22 protein-coding genes and 1 pseudogene are annotated in these 19,459 nt (G+C 60.7%); 16 read left to right on the top strand and 7 right to left on the bottom strand.

From position 1 onward, the window contains the following. Window positions 1-127 precede the first annotated feature (127 nt). Window positions 128-643 (top strand): transcriptional regulator LdtR, encoded by a 516-nt coding sequence (ldtR, locus tag AC1DV9_RS19785; RefSeq protein WP_112389587.1) that lies wholly within the window; start codon window positions 128-130, stop codon window positions 641-643. Between the two features lie 216 nt (window positions 644-859). Here the strand turns inward: ldtR and AC1DV9_RS19780 are convergent, their stop codons facing one another. Beyond that, the gene (locus AC1DV9_RS19780; RefSeq protein ID WP_477949766.1) at window positions 860-1,129 is read right to left on the bottom strand and encodes a hypothetical protein; all 270 of its coding nucleotides are present in this window, start codon (window positions 1,127-1,129) and stop codon (window positions 860-862) included. 632 nt (window positions 1,130-1,761) lie between these two features. Here AC1DV9_RS19780 and AC1DV9_RS19775 point away from each other — a divergent pair. The 5 genes from AC1DV9_RS19775 (at window position 1,762) to AC1DV9_RS19755 (ending at window position 7,066) form a co-directional block, all read left to right on the top strand. Beyond that, entirely contained in the window at window positions 1,762-3,069 is a 1,308-nt protein-coding gene (locus tag AC1DV9_RS19775) for a L,D-transpeptidase family protein (RefSeq protein ID WP_112389589.1), read from the top strand. Between the two features lie 305 nt (window positions 3,070-3,374). Beyond that, the gene (glyA, locus tag AC1DV9_RS19770) at window positions 3,375-4,673 is read left to right on the top strand and encodes a serine hydroxymethyltransferase (RefSeq protein ID WP_112517020.1); all 1,299 of its coding nucleotides are present in this window, start codon (window positions 3,375-3,377) and stop codon (window positions 4,671-4,673) included. A 9-nt stretch (window positions 4,674-4,682) separates the two neighbouring features. Next, on the top strand, window positions 4,683-5,159 hold the full coding sequence (nrdR, locus tag AC1DV9_RS19765; protein ID WP_112389591.1) for a transcriptional regulator NrdR: 477 nt from the start codon (window positions 4,683-4,685) through the stop codon (window positions 5,157-5,159). 3 nt (window positions 5,160-5,162) lie between these two features. Beyond that, complete coding sequence (gene ribD, locus AC1DV9_RS19760; protein WP_477949765.1) at window positions 5,163-6,446, top strand: bifunctional diaminohydroxyphosphoribosylaminopyrimidine deaminase/5-amino-6-(5-phosphoribosylamino)uracil reductase RibD; 1,284 nt, start codon at window positions 5,163-5,165, stop codon at window positions 6,444-6,446. Next, on the top strand, window positions 6,446-7,066 hold the full coding sequence (locus AC1DV9_RS19755; RefSeq protein ID WP_112517018.1) for a riboflavin synthase: 621 nt from the start codon (window positions 6,446-6,448) through the stop codon (window positions 7,064-7,066). Before ribD ends, AC1DV9_RS19755 begins: the two co-directional genes overlap by 1 nt. Here AC1DV9_RS19755 and AC1DV9_RS19750 read toward each other — a convergent pair. The 3 genes from AC1DV9_RS19750 to AC1DV9_RS19740 all read right to left on the bottom strand — a co-directional run bounded on the left by AC1DV9_RS19750 (window position 7,029) and on the right by AC1DV9_RS19740 (window position 8,563). After that, the gene (locus AC1DV9_RS19750; RefSeq protein WP_477949764.1) at window positions 7,029-7,562 is read right to left on the bottom strand and encodes a GNAT family N-acetyltransferase; all 534 of its coding nucleotides are present in this window, start codon (window positions 7,560-7,562) and stop codon (window positions 7,029-7,031) included. The genes AC1DV9_RS19755 and AC1DV9_RS19750 overlap by 38 nt on opposite strands. A 19-nt stretch (window positions 7,563-7,581) precedes the next feature. Next, a complete protein-coding gene (locus AC1DV9_RS19745) occupies window positions 7,582-8,085 on the bottom strand; it encodes a cupin domain-containing protein (RefSeq protein WP_310298276.1) in 504 nt (167 codons plus the stop codon). A gap of 118 nt (window positions 8,086-8,203) precedes the next feature. Beyond that, complete coding sequence (locus AC1DV9_RS19740) at window positions 8,204-8,563, bottom strand: hypothetical protein (protein WP_477949763.1); 360 nt, start codon at window positions 8,561-8,563, stop codon at window positions 8,204-8,206. A 334-nt stretch (window positions 8,564-8,897) separates the two neighbouring features. Here AC1DV9_RS19740 and ribH point away from each other — a divergent pair, with 334 nt between their 5' ends. From ribH to AC1DV9_RS19725, 3 genes are all read left to right on the top strand, one after another. Next, a complete protein-coding gene (gene ribH, locus AC1DV9_RS19735; RefSeq protein ID WP_112389597.1) occupies window positions 8,898-9,359 on the top strand; it encodes a 6,7-dimethyl-8-ribityllumazine synthase in 462 nt (153 codons plus the stop codon). Beyond that, window positions 9,356-9,838 carry a transcription antitermination factor NusB gene (gene nusB, locus AC1DV9_RS19730; protein ID WP_112517016.1) on the top strand — a complete coding sequence of 161 codons (483 nt, stop codon included), beginning with the start codon at window positions 9,356-9,358 and terminating at the stop codon, window positions 9,836-9,838. Before ribH ends, nusB begins: the two co-directional genes overlap by 4 nt. A gap of 201 nt (window positions 9,839-10,039) precedes the next feature. Next, entirely contained in the window at window positions 10,040-12,181 is a 2,142-nt protein-coding gene (locus tag AC1DV9_RS19725; RefSeq protein WP_112389599.1) for a sodium-translocating pyrophosphatase, read from the top strand. A 78-nt stretch (window positions 12,182-12,259) separates the two neighbouring features. Here the strand turns inward: AC1DV9_RS19725 and AC1DV9_RS19720 are convergent, their stop codons facing one another. Further along, entirely contained in the window at window positions 12,260-12,784 is a 525-nt protein-coding gene (locus tag AC1DV9_RS19720; protein WP_112389600.1) for an outer membrane protein assembly factor BamE, read from the bottom strand. Window positions 12,785-12,975: 191 nt separating this feature from the next. Between AC1DV9_RS19720 and AC1DV9_RS19715 the strand changes: the two are divergent. The 6 genes and pseudogenes from AC1DV9_RS19715 (at window position 12,976) to AC1DV9_RS19690 (ending at window position 17,419) form a co-directional block, all read left to right on the top strand. Next, window positions 12,976-13,565, top strand: a pseudogene (locus AC1DV9_RS19715) (ubiquinol-cytochrome C chaperone family protein). A gap of 10 nt (window positions 13,566-13,575) precedes the next feature. Next, window positions 13,576-14,130 carry a YceD family protein gene (locus AC1DV9_RS19710; protein ID WP_112537476.1) on the top strand — a complete coding sequence of 185 codons (555 nt, stop codon included), beginning with the start codon at window positions 13,576-13,578 and terminating at the stop codon, window positions 14,128-14,130. Window positions 14,131-14,231: 101 nt separating this feature from the next. Beyond that, window positions 14,232-15,278, top strand: a complete 1,047-nt coding sequence (plsX, locus tag AC1DV9_RS19705; RefSeq protein ID WP_112389603.1) for a phosphate acyltransferase PlsX — start codon at window positions 14,232-14,234, stop codon at window positions 15,276-15,278. Between the two features lie 19 nt (window positions 15,279-15,297). Then, on the top strand, window positions 15,298-16,269 hold the full coding sequence (locus AC1DV9_RS19700) for a beta-ketoacyl-ACP synthase III (protein WP_112517011.1): 972 nt from the start codon (window positions 15,298-15,300) through the stop codon (window positions 16,267-16,269). A 110-nt stretch (window positions 16,270-16,379) separates the two neighbouring features. Next, window positions 16,380-16,718: an integration host factor subunit alpha gene (locus tag AC1DV9_RS19695; RefSeq protein WP_112389605.1), complete on the top strand. Its 339-nt coding sequence runs from the start codon at window positions 16,380-16,382 to the stop codon at window positions 16,716-16,718. A gap of 110 nt (window positions 16,719-16,828) precedes the next feature. Further along, window positions 16,829-17,419 carry a MerR family transcriptional regulator gene (locus tag AC1DV9_RS19690; RefSeq protein ID WP_112389606.1) on the top strand — a complete coding sequence of 197 codons (591 nt, stop codon included), beginning with the start codon at window positions 16,829-16,831 and terminating at the stop codon, window positions 17,417-17,419. Window positions 17,420-17,504: 85 nt separating this feature from the next. Here AC1DV9_RS19690 and AC1DV9_RS19685 read toward each other — a convergent pair whose 3' ends face one another. Next, on the bottom strand, window positions 17,505-17,822 hold the full coding sequence (locus tag AC1DV9_RS19685) for a DUF1236 domain-containing protein (RefSeq protein ID WP_477949762.1): 318 nt from the start codon (window positions 17,820-17,822) through the stop codon (window positions 17,505-17,507). 66 nt (window positions 17,823-17,888) lie between these two features. Further along, window positions 17,889-18,110 carry a hypothetical protein gene (locus AC1DV9_RS19680; RefSeq protein ID WP_477949761.1) on the bottom strand — a complete coding sequence of 74 codons (222 nt, stop codon included), beginning with the start codon at window positions 18,108-18,110 and terminating at the stop codon, window positions 17,889-17,891. A 306-nt stretch (window positions 18,111-18,416) separates the two neighbouring features. Here AC1DV9_RS19680 and bcsN point away from each other — a divergent pair, with 306 nt between their 5' ends. After that, complete coding sequence (gene bcsN / locus AC1DV9_RS19675; protein WP_477949760.1) at window positions 18,417-19,418, top strand: cellulose biosynthesis protein BcsN; 1,002 nt, start codon at window positions 18,417-18,419, stop codon at window positions 19,416-19,418. Window positions 19,419-19,459: the final 41 nt, after the last annotated feature.

Here is a 19,459-nt window from a genome sequence, read left to right as displayed (position 1 = left end):
AATGGGAGGTTTCCGGTAAGGTGCTGTTAAGCCTGCAGTTTAAGTAGAATTTTATTTGTATTCGATAGGGTCTGTCTCAAGGCGGGAAGAAAACCAACACCGCCAAACAAACAGTGAGGCAGTCATCATGAACACGAAAATCAAGCCGCAGGCGGTATCGAACTTCCGTGACCAGCAGGACCAGGACATCCGTGATCTTTACATGGAATCCCTTCATCTTGTTGAACGTCTTCACCGCCGTCTTCTGGATGTCATCAAGGACGAGTTCGACCGTCAGGGCCGCAGCGACGTCAACGCCATCCAGGCGCTCCTGCTCTTCAACATCGGCAACTCGGAACTGACCGCCGGCGAGCTGCGCTCGCGCGGTTACTACCTGGGCTCCAACGTTTCCTACAACGTCAAGAAGCTCGTCGACCTCGGCTTCATCAACCACCAGCGCTCGCGCATCGACCGCCGCTCCGTCCGCATCAGCCTGACGGAAACCGGCACCGAGATCGCCGAGACGGTCGCCAAGCTCTACGAACGCCACATCACCTCGATCGACAAGGTCGGCGGCATTGGCACCGACGAGTTCACCCAGATGAACAAGCTCCTGCAGCGCCTCGACCGCTTCTGGAACGACTCGATCATGTACCGCCTGTAAGTTCCTGAGCCGTTATTCCCGATGGCTGGGTAACAATTCAAAGTGGCAAAACGGACGTAACGGGGCGAGAGAAGGCGCCCCGTTACGTCCGTTTGTGAGTCAATTGCGCGCCCGTAAAAACGGAGCCGCGTGGGTCCTGTCGGCCCTGCACCCCGGCCACTGGCTCAATATCAGGCCGAGTTTGCGAGGGTTTCTGCGGCGCGTCGGGGCAGAACCCTAGTCTCTATCTCTCGCCTTCAGCGCTGCATGACGCTCTTCAAGGTGCAGCTTATGGGAATAGCGATCAGGCGTGATGGTGACGCTATGCGCATATCCGCTGGCGTCATCAACTGCCTTCATGATTTCGCCGAGAGTGGCGGTCTCGGGGAAAGACCAAGTTTCCCTGCTCAGGTAGGATTTGTAGACCCGCGAGCCGTCTTCATAGCTCGTGCCGTCCTCTTCGCGAGAAAAGATTTCAGCAGTCACAACGTATTTCCGTTCAACCATTGTCAGCTCCTGTGGCACCGAATCGTGAAGACGCTATCGGCCTTTGCCGAACGTCGCCATCGCAAAACTTGGGGGGTACCGCTGCCTTTCAGGTACGAATAATCTGCGGTTGCTCGCGTTTTGGTTATTGGATTGGGAGCATGACAATCGGACATCGCATTGGCGCTTGCCTCCGTCGGTCTTGGTGGGTCGCAGGGCGACGGATCCACGTAGGGCCGGATTTTGTCTTAGTTAACCCCACTCACCACCAGCGTGTCATCTTTGCAACGCATCCCACCCAAGCGTAATCGCCTGTATTCAGGCCGTTTTTTAGCCGTTATTAACCAGCACCGTTTACGCATTGATATGGTTTGGTCCGTGCCGTTCACCCGCCTTGAGCCTACCGCCGGTAGGTCTTCGAAAGGGCAGGCGACACGAATTGGCCATATTGGTATGGCAGCGGAAAGACGGTAGACGGCGCCCTCAGACAGCATTTCACGCCTTCACGTTTCCGGCTCGCAATCTTGTGATGCCCGGTGGCGGAAATTTTGTGATGCGCCGGAGAACGGAATGATAGTGGTCTGCGTTATCGCGCAGTGACTCGCAAAGCCCGCGGTTTCCTCTCAAGCCTGCGGCATTCATTGGTTGGGACTATGTCGAAGAAAAACGGAATTGAAGCTCTCTCGCGCCGCGCATTTCTGGCCTCCGCGGCCACGTTCGGCGTCAGCGCCTTGGCCGCCCCGGCATTGGCGCAGACGGCCGTCGACGCGCTGATCAACGCGCCGCGCCGCGGCGACTGGGACGATCAGTTCGATGCCAAGGCCGCATCGCGCACCGCCAACGCCATCGTTTCGAATACCCCGATCCTCGGGCCCCAATCCGTTTCCAGCATGCAGCAGGCGATCGCCCAGTACCAGCAGATCGCATCTGCCGGCGGCTGGCCGACCGTCAATCCGCCTGCCGACCAGCGCCTGCAGCTCGGTGTCACCGATCAGTCGGTCCAGGCGCTGCGCCAGCGGCTCTTCGCCACCGGTGACCTTCCGCAGGAAGCCGGCATGTCGTCCTCGTTCGACTCTTATGTCGATGGTGCCGTCAAGCGCTTCCAGGCCCGCCACGGCCTGCCGTCCGATGGCGTCATCGGCGAGTTCACGCTGAAGGCGATGAACATCCCGGTCGATGTGCGTCTGCAGCAGCTGAACACCAACCTGATCCGCCTGCAGACCTTCCCGGAAGAGCTCGGCCGCCGTCACGTCATGGTCAATATTCCGGCAGCTTACGTCGAAGCCGTCCAGGATGGCGCCGTCGCCACCCGCCACAACGCGATCGTCGGCCGCCTGAGCCGCCCGACGCATCTCGTCAATTCGAAGATCTACGAGGTCATTCTCAATCCTTACTGGACCGCGCCGCGCTCGATCGTCGAAAAGGACATCGTGCCGCTGATGCGCAAGGACCCGACTTATCTGACGCGCAACAACATTCGCCTGATCGATGGCAAGGGCACCGAAGTGGCGCCTGAAACCATCGACTGGAACGCCGAGAAGGCCCCGAACCTGATGTTCCGTCAGGACCCGGGCAAGATCAACGCCATGGCCTCGACGAAGATCAACTTCTACAACAAGAACGGCGAGTACATGCACGACACGCCGCAGCAGGGCCTGTTCAACAAGCTGATGCGCTTCGAATCCTCCGGCTGCGTCCGCGTTCAGAACGTCCGCGACCTGACGACCTGGCTGCTCGGCGAGACCCCGGGCTGGCCGCGCCAGCAGATGGAGCAGGTCATCGCCAGCCGCGTCAACACGCCGATCAAGCTCTCTGAAGAGGTCCCGGTCTACTTCGTCTACATCTCAGCCTGGGGCATGCCCGACGGCGTCGTCCAGTTCCGCGACGACATCTACCAGATGGACGGCAATGCCGAACTGGCGCTGGACACGACGGCAACGACGGAACAGCCGGTTCAGTAAGGGCTGGTGTTTATAGAGTTTGAGAAAGCCGCGCCTCGTGCGCGGCTTTTTTGTTTGGTCGCCTACATCTCTTCCCTCATCCCTGTGCTTGTCACCCACCGCGCGTCTGCGCGGTGAATGACGCATGCGGGGCATAGGATTCTCCCGCGCCCAAGGACTTGGTCGCACTGGATTCCTGTGACGAGCACAGGAATGAGGGAGGTCGGCGATCCCGCGCGTAGATTGCCCAGCAAATGTCGTTCTTCGTATTGCTCTGGCGCAAACGGAAGGCTAAAGCTGCGGCCATTCAAGTTGAGGAGCCCGCCATGACCAATGCTTCCACACAGACCTTCTTCAATCGTTCGCTCGCCGATACCGATCCTGAGATCTTCGGCGCGATCGGCAAGGAGCTCGGCCGCCAGCGCCATGAGATCGAACTCATCGCCTCGGAAAACATCGTTTCCCGTGCGGTTCTGGAAGCCCAGGGCTCGATCATGACCAACAAGTACGCCGAAGGTTATCCGGGCAAGCGTTACTACGGCGGCTGCCAGTATGTGGACATCGCCGAAGAACTGGCGATCGAACGCGCCAAGAAGCTCTTCGGCGTCAACTTTGCCAACGTTCAGCCGAACTCCGGTTCGCAGATGAACCAGGCCGTGTTTCTGGCGCTGCTGCAGCCGGGTGACACCTTCATGGGTCTCGACCTCAATTCGGGCGGTCACCTGACGCATGGTTCGCCTGTCAACATGTCCGGCAAGTGGTTCAACGTCGTGTCCTACGGCGTGCGCGAAGGCGACAACCTGCTCGACATGGACGAAGTTGCCCGCAAGGCCGAGGAAACCAAGCCGAAGCTGATCATCGCCGGCGGCACCGCTTACTCCCGCATCTGGGACTGGAAGCGTTTCCGCGAGATCGCCGACAGCGTTGGCGCCTATCTGATGGTCGACATGGCCCACATCGCCGGTCTCGTTGCCGGTGGCCAGCATCCGTCGCCGTTCCCGCATTGCCACGTTGCCACGACCACGACTCACAAGTCGCTGCGCGGCCCGCGCGGCGGCGTGATCCTCACCAATGACGAGGATCTGGCGAAGAAGTTCAATTCGGCCGTCTTCCCGGGTCTCCAGGGCGGTCCGCTGATGCACATCATCGCTGCCAAGGCCGTTGCCTTCGGCGAAGCGCTGCAGCCCGAGTTCAAGGATTACGCGGCGCAGATCGTCAAGAACGCCAAGGCGCTTGCCGAAACGCTCATCGCCGGCGGCCTCGATGTCGTTTCCGGCGGCACCGACAACCACCTGATGCTGGTCGACCTTCGCAAGAAGAACGCGACGGGCAAGCGCGCCGAACAGGCGCTCGGCCGCGCCTTCATCACCTGCAACAAGAACGGCATTCCGTTCGACCCTGAAAAGCCCTTCGTCACCTCTGGCGTGCGCCTCGGCGCGCCTGCCGGTACGACCCGCGGCTTCAAGGAAGCGGAATTCAAGGAAATCGGCAAGCTGATCGTCGAGGTTCTCGATGGCCTGAAGGCCGCCAATTCCGACGAAGGCAATGCCGGTGTCGAAGCCGCCGTGCGGGATAAGGTGATGAACCTCACCAACCGCTTCCCAATGTACGATTACATCGGCTAAGGATAGCGCATGCGCTGCCCATTCTGCGGATCGGAAGACACACAGGTCAAGGATTCACGCCCGGCGGAGGACAACACGTCCATCCGCCGCAGGCGTATCTGTCCCGATTGCGGCGGCCGCTTCACGACCTTCGAGCGCGTGCAGCTGCGCGAGCTGATGGTGGTCAAGAAGACCGGCCGCAAGGTGCCTTTCGACCGCGACAAGCTGGTTCGCTCCTTCGAGATCGCGCTGCGCAAGCGCCCGGTCGATCGTGACCGGATCGAGCGGGCCGTCTCCGGAATCGTCCGCCGTCTCGAAAGTTCGGGCGAAGTGGAAATCAGCTCCGAGGCCATCGGCCTGCAGGTGCTGGAAGCGCTGAAGAGCCTCGATGACGTCGGCTTCGTCCGCTATGCATCCGTCTACCGCGATTTCTCGCATGCCGAGGATTTCGAAAAGGTCATCTCGGAGATCAACGCCAAGATCGGCCGCGATACGCTGGATAGCTGAGCGATGAGCACTTCGACAGATGACGAACGCTATATGGCCGAGGCGATCCGCCTCGGCCTTTTGCATCTTGGCCAGACCGCGACCAACCCGTCGGTCGGCTGCGTCGTCGTCAAGGATGGCGAGATTGTCGGGCGCGGCGTAACGGCCATCGGCGGCCGCCCGCATGCCGAGCCGCAGGCGCTGGCCGAGGCAGGCAGCCGCGCCGAGGGCGCCACCGCCTATGTGACGCTCGAACCCTGCTCGCATTTTGGCAAGACACCGCCTTGCGCCAATTCGCTGATTGCGGCGGGCGTCTCCCGTGTGGTGATCAGCGTCACCGATCCCGACGAGCGCGTGTCCGGCCGCGGCATTGCGATGCTTGAGGATGCCGGGATCACCGTCGATACTGGCGTTCTGGAAGAGGAGGGCAGGCGCTCGCTCGGTGCCTATCTCACACGCCAGACGAAGAAGCGGCCCTATGTGACTCTCAAGCTTGCGGTTTCCGCCGACGGCATGATCGGCCGCCAGGGCGCGGGGCAGGTGGCGATCACCGGGCCGCTAGCGCGCGCCGAGGTTCAGAAGCTCAGGGCGGAGTCGGATGCGATATTGATCGGCATCGGCACGGCGATTGCCGACGATCCGGAACTGACGGTGCGGATCGCCGGGCAGGAGACCCGCTCGCCGGTTCGTATCGTGCTGGATCCGATGCTGTCGCTGCCGGTGACCGGCAAGCTGGCGGGGACCGCGCGGGATGTGCCGGTGATTGTGGTGGCGAGGGAAGAGCTATCCGATTTGGCGGATGTTGAGGGATCACCCCCCTCTGTCCTGCCGGACATCTCCCCCTCAAGGGGGGAGATCGACTCACGGATAGCATCTCCCCAAACAAGCGAAACTGGAACGAGCGGCCGCCCCCAGCCAATCTCCCCCCTTGAGGGGGAGATGCCCGGCAGGGCAGAGGGGGGTAACCCAACCACGGACACCAGCGAATTGGACTCCCGCCGCACCGCCCTCGAAGCGCTCGGCATCGAAATCCTCTACTGCAATCCCTACCACCCGGAAGTCCTGCTCCCGGCGCTGGCATCCCGCGGCATCTCCTCGCTGATCGTCGAGGGCGGCGCCAGGACCGCAAGGCTTTTCCTCGACGCCGGCCTCGTCGATCGCATCCAGCTCTACCAGGGCGATGTGGTGATCGGCGCCGATGGTATTGAATCGCCGGTGACGAAGACCGATATGCCATCCGGTTTCGCCCTGAGGGGCACATTTGCATTCGGGCCTGACCGAATGGACGAATACGAAAGAGAGCTTTGATGTTCACCGGCATTGTTACCGATATGGGCAGGATAGAATCCGTTTCCGCGATGAACGAGGGCGTCAAGCTGCGCGTCGCCACCAGCTACGATCCGGCGACCATCGACATGGGCGCGTCCATCTCGCATTCCGGCGTCTGCCTGACGGTCACGGGACTGCCCGCCGAAGGCAGCAACGGCCGCTGGTTCGAGGTCGAGGCCTGGGAAGAGGCGTTGAGGCTGACGACGATCGCCACCTGGAAGGAAGGCAGCCGGGTCAATCTCGAGCGCTCGCTGAAGATCGGCGATGAACTCGGCGGCCATATCGTTTCCGGCCATGTCGATGGCAAGGCCGAAATCCTCTCGGTGACGGCAGAAGGTGACGCCACCCGCTATCGCCTGCGGGCACCCGAACATCTGGCGAAATTTGTCGCTCCCAAGGGTTCGATCGCCCTCGACGGCACGTCGCTGACCGTCAATGCCGTCGATGGCACCGATTTCGACGTGCTGCTGATCCGCCACACGCTCGAAGTGACCACCTGGGGCGAGCGCAAGGCGGGCGACTTCGTCAATTTCGAAGTCGATACCATGGCCCGCTACGCCGCTAGGCTGGCAGAGTTCCCGTCCGCGAAAACAGAATGATCTCACCGTTGTAATCGGTACGCGTCACTTCGCGGAAACCGAGTTTTCCCGCAAGTCGGATCGACGGCGCGTTTTCCGGCGAGATGATGCAGGTCATCTCCATGTCCTGAAAGCGCTGCTCGGCCCAAGCGATCATCGCCTGCAGCGCTTCGCTCGCATAGCCGCGGCCATGGAAGTTCGGCGAGAGCGCCCAGCCGGTCTCCAGCGTGCCCTCGATCGACGGCGTCATCTCGCGGCGGGTTTCGAGAAAGCCGCATTCGCCGACGAAGCGGCCGCTTTCCTTTTCCTCGATGGCCAGGAAGCCGAAGCCCATATGGTGCCACATGCCGGTGGCGCGCAGCAGCCGCGCCCAGGTCTGTTCGCGTGTGCTCGGCACGCCGGTGATGTGGCGCACCACGTCCTCGTCAGCCCAGAAGGTGACATAGGCTTCGAAATCGGTCTTGCGGTGCGGGCGCAGGATCAGGCGCTCCGTCTCGATCGTCGGAATATTCAACATCGAAAATCGCTTTCTGTTTTTATGCGCCAGGCTCGTTATGCCAGTAGTCCAGGCTTTCATCGGTGCGGCCGATGACCCGGAAGCTCGGGTAGCCGCCATCCTTGCGGGTCTTGGCCAGGAACTTGCCGGAGTCGGGATATTCGACGATCTCCGTCGGCGACATCGTCGAGACGCCCATGTAGATCAGCGGTTCGGTCCCGGTATTGAGGATCTGATGTGCCGTCTCGGGGCCGCCGGCAGGCGCGCCGAGCACCGATCCCTTGGAGATCGCATGCCTTTCCGCTCCGAAGCGGTATTCGCCGCTTCCTGAGAGAACGATGAACAGCTCATCTTCGACATGGTGATTGTGGAAGGGGCAACCCGATTTGCCCGGCGGCACTTCGTTGTAGCTGATGCCGAGATTGGAAAGGCCGAGAAGCTTGCCGAAGGAAATATCGGTGCTTTCGTAAAGTGTGCCTTGTGTCCAATGATCGAGTTCGAGGGTGGCCGGGTTGATGACCGGTGTCGTCTTTTCTGATGGCATGTTTTGTCTCCCTTGGCGGGCAACAGACCATCATTCGGCAGTGGTTTTCAAGAGCGGGAATAGAGATATAGGGAAAGGCGGCACTCAGCACGCCGCCTTTCCCTGGTCGTGGTTGATGTCAATCGGTGAAGATCGTCAGGCTGCCATCGGCCGCCTGTTCGGCATTGATGACATTGCTGACGCTGACGCCCTGATCCGCGAGCTGGCGGGTAAGGCTCTTGTTGGCGTCGATCGAGGCCTGGATCTGATGGACTTCTTGCGCATCGCGGATCGGAGCGGAGCGCGGGCCGAACTGGTCCATGCTGTCGATATTGCGCCAGTCTTCGTACTGCTGGACGGCGAAGTTGCCGTGGAAGTTGCGCAAGGTCTGTTCAATCCCGGAGGCGGAGTTCATGCCAAGGCTTTCCGCACGGCTGACGCCAACGAAGGCGAGGGAAGAGAGGGCGGAAACGATGGCGAGTTTGGCAACGCGGTTCATGGTAGTATCCTTTCATCTGCCCGGACGGTCGGCTGTCGTGCAGGGGATCGTCGGCGTTACGAGAAAGGAATTGGGGCGCCAAAGCCGTTGCTTCAATGGCCTAAGTCACTGAAATTGCGTTAATTATTCTTCATCTTCCTTGCCTTTTTTATGCCTTATTCGGGGCGGTGGAAAGTGTATGTTGATGCGCTGCAGCATGGCTTTGTTCTATGCACTTGCAAGGATTTCAGGTTTTGCATTTCAGCCATGATCGGAATTTGCTTGCCATTCGCGCGAAGGCATGTTTTGACCGCGGCCTGCCGCATGGCGAGTTCTCTAAAACCGAAGGTGACACATGGCGCGGGCCGATGCTCCCCACATTTTGATCGTTGAAGCACGCTTCTACGACGACATGGCTGACGCACTCCTCGAAGGTGCGAGCTTCGCGCTGAAGGAAGCCGGCGCGACCTTCGACGTGGTGACGGTTCCCGGTGCGCTGGAAATTCCGGCGGCGATTGCCATGGCGCTCGACGGCGCAGATAATGGCGGCGTGCTGTATGACGGCTTTGTCGCCCTCGGCATGGTCATTCGCGGCGAAACCTATCATTTCGATATCGTCTCCAATGAGTCGTCGCGCGCATTGATGGATCTCGCCGTCAGCGAGTCGCTTGCCATCGGCAACGGCATTCTGACGGTTGAAAACGACGAGCAGGCTTGGGCACGCGTCCGCCGCTCCGACAAGGACAAGGGCGGCTTTGCCGCCCGTGCAGCTCTCACGATGATCGAGCTGAAGAAGAAACTGGGTGGGCTTGAATGAGCAATGAAACTCCGGAGCGTCAGGTAAAGGCGGCAAACCAGCGGGGCGCTGCGCGTCTTGCTGCCGTTCAGGCGCTCTATCAGATGGATATCGGCGGTACCGGCGTTCTGGAAATCGTCGCCGAATACGAGGCGCATCGCCTCGGCCAGGAAATCGACGGCGAAACCTATCTCAAGGCCGATCCGTCGTGGTTCCGCTCCATCGTCTCGGGCGTCGTGCGTGAACAGCTGCGCCTCGACCCGCTGATCGCGTCCGCGCTGCAGGACGACTGGGCGCTTTCGCGCCTCGACAGCACTGTGCGTGCAATCCTGCGCGCCGGCGTTTTCGAGCTGACCGACCGCAAGGACGTTCCCGTCGCCGTCATCGTCACCGAATATATGGAGATCGCCCAGGCGTTCTTCGAGGATGATGAGCCCAAGCTCGTCAACGCCGTCCTCGACCGCATCGCCAAGCAGGTACGCGGCGACACGCGGAAATAGACTTCGCGCTTCTTATCGGACCAAATCGCTCAATCCATTGTGCTGCAAGGGTTTTAGCCTCTGCGGTCTTGACGTCGTGTTTTCCACCAAGCAATCTCCGCACGCAAAGCTAGAGCGTTTCTGAGGAGAGAAGACGATTCGGCTGCGTTCGTGGTCGGGGCGGAGAAGTGCACCGGCAGCACTTTTGGAGGAAAGAGCGAAATGAACATTCTTTTATGCGTAATCGCATGCGGTCTGCTCTCGGTGGTCTACGCCATCTGGACGACCCGTTCGGTGCTGGCCGCCGATCAGGGTAATAGCCGCATGCAAGAAATCGCGGGCTATATCCGCGAGGGCGCACAGGCCTATCTCACGCGTCAGTACAAGGCGATTTCGGTCGTCGGTATCGTTGTTTTCATTGCAGCATGGCTGCTTCTCTCCGGGACGGCCGCGATCGGCTTTCTGATCGGCGCCGTGCTTTCAGGCGCTGCCGGTTTCATCGGCATGCACGTTTCCGTCCGCGCCAACGTGCGCACGGCTCAGGCCGCCTCCCACAGCCTCGCGGCTGGCCTCGATATCGCCTTCAAGTCCGGCGCCATCACGGGTATGCTCGTTGCCGGTCTCGCGCTGCTCGGCGTGTCGATCTATTATTACGTCCTGACAGGCATTCTCGGTCACGAATCCGGATCGCGCGAGGTCATCGATGCGCTTGTGTCGCTCGGCTTCGGTGCATCGCTGATCTCGATCTTCGCCCGTCTGGGCGGCGGCATCTTCACCAAGGGTGCCGACGTCGGCGGCGACCTCGTCGGTAAAGTGGAAGCGGGTATTCCGGAAGATGATCCGCGCAACCCGGCCACGATCGCCGATAACGTCGGCGACAATGTCGGTGACTGCGCAGGCATGGCTGCCGACCTGTTCGAGACCTATGCTGTCTCGGTCGTCGCAACCATGGTGCTTGCCGCCATTTTCTTTGCCGGTGCGCCCATCCTGCAGTCGGCGATGATCTATCCGCTGGCGATCTGCGGCGTTTGCATCATCACCTCGATCATCGGCACCTTCTTCGTCAAGCTCGGCTCGAACGGTTCGATCATGGGCGCTCTCTACAAGGGTCTGATCGTCACCGGCCTGCTGTCGATCGTCGGTCTCGGTATTGCCACATCGCTGACCGTCGGCTGGGGCTCGCTCGGCACCGTTGCCGGACATGAGATCACCGGCACGAACCTCTTCATCTGCGGTCTTGTCGGTCTTGTGGTCACGGCGTTGATCGTCGTTATCACCGAGTACTACACAGGCACAGGCAAGCGCCCCGTCGTCTCGATCGCCCAGGCATCGGTGACCGGTCACGGCACCAACGTCATCCAGGGTCTCGCAGTCTCGCTGGAATCGACAGCGCTTCCCGCCATCGTCATCGTTGGCGGTATCCTGGCGACCTACCAGTTCGGCGGCCTGTTCGGCACCGGTATCGCGGTCACCTCGATGCTCGGCCTTGCCGGTATGATCGTGGCGCTCGATGCCTTCGGTCCGGTCACCGACAATGCCGGCGGCATCGCCGAAATGGCGCATCTGCCGCCCGAAGTGCGCAAGTCGACCGACGCGCTCGACGCCGTCGGCAATACGACGAAGGCCGTCACCAAGGGCTACGCGATCGGTTCTGCCGGTCTCGGTGCGCTGGTGCTGTTCGCCGCCTATGCCAACGACCTGCAATACTTCGCCGCCCATGGCGACCAGTATCCGTATTTCGCAGGCATCGGCACGATCTCCTTCGATCTGTCGAACCCCTACGTTGTCGCCGGTCTGCTGTTCGGTGGTCTGATCCCCTATCTGTTCGGCGGTATCGCCATGACGGCCGTCGGCCGCGCGGCGGGCGCCATCGTCGAGGAAGTGCGCAAGCAGTTCCGCGAAAAGCCGGGCATCATGCAGGGCACGGAAAAGCCGGATTACGGCCGCGCCGTTGACCTTCTGACCAAGGCGGCAATCCGCGAGATGATCATCCCCTCGCTGCTGCCGGTTCTGGCGCCCATCGTCGTCTACTTCGGCGTTCTCTTGATCTCCGGCTCCAAGGCCTCGGCCTTTGCGGCGCTCGGCGCCTCTCTGCTCGGCGTGATCATCAACGGCCTCTTCGTCGCCATCTCGATGACTTCGGGCGGCGGCGCATGGGACAACGCCAAGAAGTCCTTCGAAGACGGCTTCGTCGACAAGGACGGCAACCGTCACATGAAGGGTTCGGAAGCCCACAAGGCATCCGTCACTGGCGATACCGTCGGCGACCCCTACAAGGACACCGCTGGCCCGGCCGTCAACCCGGCGATCAAGATCACCAATATCGTCGCACTTCTGCTGCTTGCGATCCTCGCCGGCATGTAAGGGGAGGCGATAGCCTGAAACGAAGAAACCCGCCGGAGCGATCCGGCGGGTTTCTTCATTGTTCCTGCAATCGCAGTCTTACTTGATGCTTGCCGGGTTCTGAGGATTGCCGTCCGGTGTGCCGAACAGGCTCTTTGCCGCGCTGCCTGCGCCGCCCGAGAGAACCTGCTGCAGGAAGGTGAGTTCGCGGCCGCCGGTCGGCGTGACGCGCGAGATCGTGTCGAACACCTTGCCGTCCTGGAGCGTGTAGTTGGCGCGCCGCGCCACGACGCCGTCCTTGTCGAAATAGATGGCGAGAACGGTCTGGTCCACCACCTTCAGCTTCTGGAAGGCGACGGAGCGCGTGCGGCGCTGCGAGATATAATAGAAGACTTCGTTGTCGAAGGTAGCGGTCGTCGAAGGCGTGCCGAGCGAAAGCAGGACCTGCTCGCGGCTAGAGCCCTCGGGGACGAGGTTGAGCGACTCCGCATCGACGACATAGCCGCCGTTCAGCACGGTGCCGGTCTGGCAACCTGTCAGTCCCGCTGAAGCAATCATGATCGCAATGGCCGCGCTGCTGAAGAACTTTACGTCAGACTTGAAATACCGTTTCTTCAACGACATCTACTCCCCTTGAGTATCGGTAGGCGGCTTTGGGCCATGCTTGAGCACCGCTGATGCAAAACCTTTGTGGCCTTTCCGGGGTCGAATTCTCCCAATTCGCCGCGTCGCAGCCCTGAAAGGGCGCTGTCCCGAAAGTGGCCACCTTCGGCATTGCAATTCGCGCCTGCTTCGGTAAACCAGCTTTCGAATTCATGCAACACGGCCCACGCAACTCCGCGTGAAGAATGAGGCATTTCCGGAAAAAACAATGATCTTCGGGCTCTTTCGTAAGAAAAACAACAATCAGGCGATCGTCGAACGGCAGTATTCGACGCTGACGGCTGCGGCCCGTATGCCCGAATTCTATGAGACGATGAATGTGCCCGACACGGTCATGGGCCGTTTCGAGATGCTGTCGCTGGTGATGATCCTGTTCTTCCGCCGCACCCGGGCATCGGGAACCAGCGGTCAGGAGATCGCCCAGGAGATCGTCGATGCCTTCTTTCAGGATATCGACTATTCGATCCGCGAGCTCGGTATCGGCGACAACAGCGTGCCGAAGCGCATGAAAAAACTCGCCGGCATGTTCTATGGCCGTCTCGAAGCCTATTCGAAGGCGATGGATGCAGGAAATAGCGAGGAGCTTGCCACGGCATTGTCCCGCAATATCCACCCGAAGGCGGAAGCACCTGCAGATATGAGCGCACTGAGCGGCTGGATGTTCAAGGCCGAAGCTGCTCTGTCCGGACAATCCGAAGATCAGATCGCCACCGGTTCAGCAACGCTGCCGGAAGCGGTCTGAGGAGGACGTAATGAAGCATCAAGATGACGCCATTCCCTTTTCCTACCTCGTGAAGGTTGGTCATGTCTCGGCCAACCCCGTCGAGGTTCGCCTTGAGGCGGACGAGAAGGAGCGCAAGGCGCTGGCCGAAAGCTGGGATATCCTGGCGGTCGACGAGCTGCGTGCCGAGCTGCAGATCAACCGCTGGAAAAAAGACGGCATCCGCGTCAAGGGCAGGGTGCGTGCCAAGATCGTTCAGGCCTGCGTCGTCACGCTCGAACCGGTGCCCTCTGATATCGACGAGCAGTTCGAGCAGATCTTCGTGCCTGAAAATTCCAAGCTGGCCCGCCGCCCGGCCAATGATGCCGGCGAGATGGTGCTGGATCCGGATGGTCCCGATCTGCCTGAAGCCTTCGTCGGCGACAGTATCGATGCAGGCGCCGTGGTGACAGAATTTGCCGCCCTGGCAATCGATCCCTATCCCCGCAAGGCTGGCATCGAGTTTTCCGGACACATCGAAGATGACGGCCAGAAGGACAAGAAGCCTTCGCCGTTCGCTGCGCTGAAAGACTGGAAGAAGGACTGAATACCCGTTGGGTATTTGACATATTTGAGTTGTAAGCGTTACGAAAACCGGTATTTTGGCCGAAATTTCGCCTCCCCGGCGAAAAGAAGGATCAGGGACGCGTGATTAGAATTTCTCTCGACCTCATGGGTGGCGACTTTGGTCCCCAGGTTGTCATCCCAGGTGCCGCAAAGGCATTGGAGCGGCATCCGGATATCTCCTTCGCTTTCTACGGGTTGAAAGAGCAGTGCGATCCGGTTCTGGCGAATTTTCCCAAACTCCGCGACAAATCTGTTTTCCATGACTGCGAGCTTGCCGTCCGCATGGACGAGAAGCCCAGCCAGGCGCTGCGCCGCGGCCGCTATGTCTCGACAATGTGGCGGTCCATCGAGGCCGTAAAGACCGGTGAGGCCGATGTTGCGGTTTCGGCCGGCAATACCGGCGCGCTGATGGCCATGTCGAAATTCTGTCTGCGGACGATGGCAAATATCGAGCGTCCGGCGATTGCCGCGATCTGGCCGACGCTGCGCGGCGAAAGCATCGTTCTCGATGTGGGTGCCACGATCGGCGCGGACGCGCAGCAGCTGATGGATTTCGCTCTGATGGGCGGCGCCATGGCGCGTGCGCTCTTCGATCTCGAACGCCCGACGGTCGGTCTGCTGAATGTCGGCGTTGAAGAGGTCAAGGGTCAGGACGAAGTCAAGGAAGCCGGCCGCCTGCTTCGCGAAGCGGGCATCGAGTCGCTCGAATATTCGGGCTTCGTCGAGGGCAACGATATTGGTAAGGGCACGGTCGACGTTGTTGTCACCGAGGGTTTCTCCGGCAATATCGCCCTTAAGACGGCGGAAGGCACCGCCAAGCAGATCAGCACGCTGTTGCGCGAGGCGATGTCGCGCACGCTGATGGCCAGGATCGGCTATCTGCTTGCCAAGAGCGCCTTCGATCTGCTTCGCGAAAAGATGGACCCGAGCAAGGTCAATGGCGGTGTGTTTCTCGGCCTCAACGGCATCGTCATCAAGAGCCATGGCGGCGCCAATGCCGAAGGCATCGCTGCCGCGATCGAAGTCGGTTACGACATGGCCAAGAATGGCCTCAATCAGAAAATAGAAAACGATCTTAAGAAATATCACGCCAAGCGGCTGCCCCCGATCGGGCCGGAAGCTGCGTGAGCGACGGGGTTTAGCAAGTATGATCCGTTCAGTGGTTCGCGGGTTCGGATCCGCACTTCCGAAACGCGTAATGACCAATCGTGACATGGAGGACGTTGTCGATACGTCGGACGAGTGGATCGTCCAGCGCACCGGCATCCGCCAGCGCTACGTTGCGGGCGAGGGCGAGACGACCTCGTCGCTCGGCGAGGCCGCAGCCCGTGCTGCGCTTGACAATGCAGGCCTGACGCCCGCCGACATCGATCTCATCATCTGTGCCACCTCGACGCCGGACAACACGTTTCCCGCGACCGCCGTCAACATCCAGAACCGTCTCGGCATGAGCCATGGCTTCGCTTTCGACGTTCAGGCTGTCTGCACCGGCTTTGTTTATGCGGTGACGACGGCGGACGCCTATATCCGTGGCGGCCTTGCTAAGCGTGTGCTGGTCATTGGCGCCGAAACCTTCTCCCGCATTCTCGATTGGAACGATCGCACCACCTGCGTTCTGTTCGGCGATGGTGCCGGCGCGATCGTGCTGGAGGCCTCAGAAGGCGAGGGCAAGACCTCGGACCGCGGCGTTCTGACCGCGCATCTGCGCTCCGACGGCTCCCACAAGGACAAGCTTTTCGTCGATGGCGGCCCGTCGAGCACCGGCACTGTCGGCAAACTGCGCATGGAAGGCCGCGAGGTCTTTAAATATGCTGTCGGCATGATCACCGACGTCATTACCGCAGCCTTCGAGGCGACCGGCACCACGTCTGACGATCTCGATTGGCTGGTCCCCCACCAGGCAAATCGGCGCATCATCGACGGTTCGGCCAAGAAGCTCAACATTGCCCCAGAAAAAGTCGTCGTTACCGTCGATCTCCATGGCAACACCTCGGCGGCTTCCATTCCGCTGGCGCTCGCCGTTGCGGCCGGTGACGGCCGTATCAAGAAGGGCGATCTGGTGATGCTGGAGGCCATGGGCGGCGGCTTCACATGGGGCGCCGTATTGCTGCGCTGGTAACGGCATAAATCGCGAAAAACTGGCGACGAACAAGAGCTTGACCGTAAGGCACAAGACAAATAGTCTTTGTTCGCTTTCATAAGATATTTTGTAGTTTGGGCGGGGAAACCATGACCGGAAAGACAGTGACGCGAGCAGACCTGGCGGAATCGGTTTTCCGGAAGGTAGGCCTCTCGCGAACGGAATCCGCCGAGCTTGTCGAAACCGTGATCGACGAGATCTGCAACGCCATCGTCCGCGGCGAGACCGTCAAGCTTTCGTCCTTCGCGACATTCCAGGTCCGCGACAAGAACGAGCGCATCGGCCGCAATCCGAAGACCGGCGAAGAGGTGCCGATTTCACCCCGCCGCGTCATGACCTTTAAGGCGTCAAACGTCCTGAAGACCCGGATTCTCAAGGCGCATACGCTTCGCAAGGTGAAGCAGAAGCCCGTCAATCCGGCCTCCTGAGCCCATCCCGGGCACTGTGCATAATCAATAAATCATTGATGTCATTGCCCGCGATCTGTGGGAACGCGAAGACGTGACTTGAATTCGACGCTTCAAACCGTTGAAATATGATGAGTCGCGGATTGGACCGCCACCGAGGTCGCGTAGGGAGTAGGACGTTGGACAAGAGCCCTGATGCTTTTCGAACCATCAGCGAAGTTGCGGATGACCTTGATCTGCCGCAGCACGTCTTGCGCTTCTGGGAAACCCGTTTTCCGCAGATAAAGCCGATGAAGCGCGGCGGTGGACGCCGCTATTATCGTCCTGAGGATGTCGATCTGCTGAAGGGCATCCGGCACCTGCTTTACGATCATGGCTATACGATCAAGGGTGTGCAGAAACTCCTGAAGACCAATGGCAACAAGTTCGTGGTCTCGGTCGCCCATGGCGATCTGGCGAGCGTCGAGGCGCTGGCTGCGAGTTCCAAGGATGGAGCAGGGGCCTCGTCCGAGCCGAGGGTCAGCATGGCCGACGAGGATCAGTTGGTCGGGCGCGCCAAAGCGCCAATTACGCGCCGCTTCTTCAATTTCGTCAGCGGCGAGGACGAACAGGCCGACGTATCGATCGGCAAATCCAGCGTCGGCAAGGAAGACCGGGCCCTGCTTCAGGAAGCACTCTACGATCTCCTGGAATGCAAGCGCCTGCTCGATCAGGTCCGCTAATCATTTCAATCCACGTAAGTCGAAAGCGCGGAAGCATCTGCTCCCGCGCTTTTTCTGCAGGCGTTATTCGAGAATTCTGCAGGCGTTATTCGAGAACCTGGATGACGCGGTGCGTCTGTGGCTCCACGACCACGCGGCGATCGTTGATCACCGTGTAGGCGTAACCATCTGCATCCGGAACGGTGTGGACTTCGACGGTGTCAGGCAGAGTCGTGCCGACGACGACATCGCCGTCATAGACGACCGACGGCACCTGCTGCTCCATCACATAGGTGCGGACTTGTCCCGGAAGGACGATTGCGCCTGTCGGTGCGGGATCGGTGACGATGACAGTGCTCTGCGCGAACGCGGCAGAACTGACCGTCAGAAGTACGGCGGCCGTGGCCAGCATGGTCTTGCGCATGGTGTGAACTCCTTTTCCTACCCAGCTGAGATCAAAACGCCGCTGGATATTCGTTGTTCCCCACACTCAGCCCGCCGCTTGCTCCGCGCGCACCATGTCCAGCAGCGTCTCATGGTCGTGAATGCCGTCGAAGTAGAAGCGGATCACATCGCGGGCGACCTGAAGCGCATCGACGCTCTGCTTGTTGAGGCGCCGTTCCGCAATGATGGCATCGAAGACGCCCTGCAGCACATCGACCTCGTCAGGGGCGACCGGATCGTGCATCGCGCGTTCTGTGATCGCGTTCATGGAAACCTCCGCATCTCCTCCTGCATATAGGTCAATGTGCGTGCGGCGACGGCGCATTTCAACCAGCAAGCGCGGCAATGGTAATTGAGGCGTTACTAAAAAACATTATTCGTCCGCAGCTTGGCGCTGTCCGAAATCGCCAGGGTAACTTCTCTCCATGCGAAGTCTGCGTATCCCATTAATAAGTGATTAACCATAAGCGTCGTTTATTCCATCCTGAATGCGGGCGGCTCGTTGATTCGAGAAACCGTCGCGCGAATCTCCCCGTCTGGGGAACAGGAAAGACGATAACGGCGGCTCCCTGACATGCGTTTGCTGAATCTGATATCGATCGTTGCGGTCGCGGGCGTCATGTCCGGCTGTACCTCGACGAGCGGCAGCGTCAAGCAGCCGTCGGCGCCCGAGGCCGTGGCCAGCGAGAAGGCGCTTGTTCTGCCGCCGCCGGGTGGCCCGTCGATCGTCAGCGTCATCGAGACGAAGCGCGGAAACGGTGTCGAGCAGACGCTGGCGCTCTTCACCTCGTCTTCCGTTCCCGGTCAGAACTTCCTCAAGGTCCAGTTTCTCGGCGCCAGCGGTTCCAATCCGGATACCGGCGGCGCCGGCTACAAGATGCTCGGCGAAACCGCGATGTCGCGTGAAGCCTTTGGTGCGGTCCCCGGTGTCGCGATGGCACGCAACACGACATTCCTGCAAAACAGCTACGGACCGTTCTCCTACGCGTCCGGCCGCAGCCGCGGCGGCGATACCTGCATCTATGGCTGGCAGCAGATCCGGTCCAGCCATGCGGCGCATACTCAGGCGCGCAATTTCGGCATGATCCAGGTCAAGCTCCGGCTGTGTGACGCCCGCGCCAGCGAGCGGCAGCTGCTAGCCGTCATGTATGGCTATACGATCACCGGTACGCTGAACGGCGAAATCTGGAACCCCTACGGCGATGTCCGCGGCGCCGATCCGACGCTCGGCCGGACCGGCAGCCCGATCTATCCAGATGATGGCGGTTATCGCCAGATGTCGATGCCGCTGGGCTATGAGCCCGCACCACCGGCCGTCAACCGCGTTGCCGTGCGGCGCACCGTCGTGGCGGCTCAGCCGGCCACGGCGCCGCAGACCGTGGTGCAGCAGCTGGCGCCGGTCGGGCCGCGCGTGCCGCTTCCGGATGCGCCGGCGCAGAGCTCGCAGGTGGTCGTCCCGGGCGCTCCGGCGCAGCCTGCGGCTCCCGCACAACAATCCGCGCGGGCAGGCGGTGTCGCCGTCCCCTCGCCAGACTGCATAGGCGATGCGGCCATGACGGCCGCCTGCCGGAGATAGACGGGCATGCACGGGCCATCAGGCCCGGTTTTGTTATTTCG

The organism is Rhizobium sp. 01L410 (assembly GCF_056400165.1).
The sequence above is the reverse complement of the archived record's forward strand: the minus strand, read 5'-3'. Positions and strand labels throughout refer to the sequence as shown.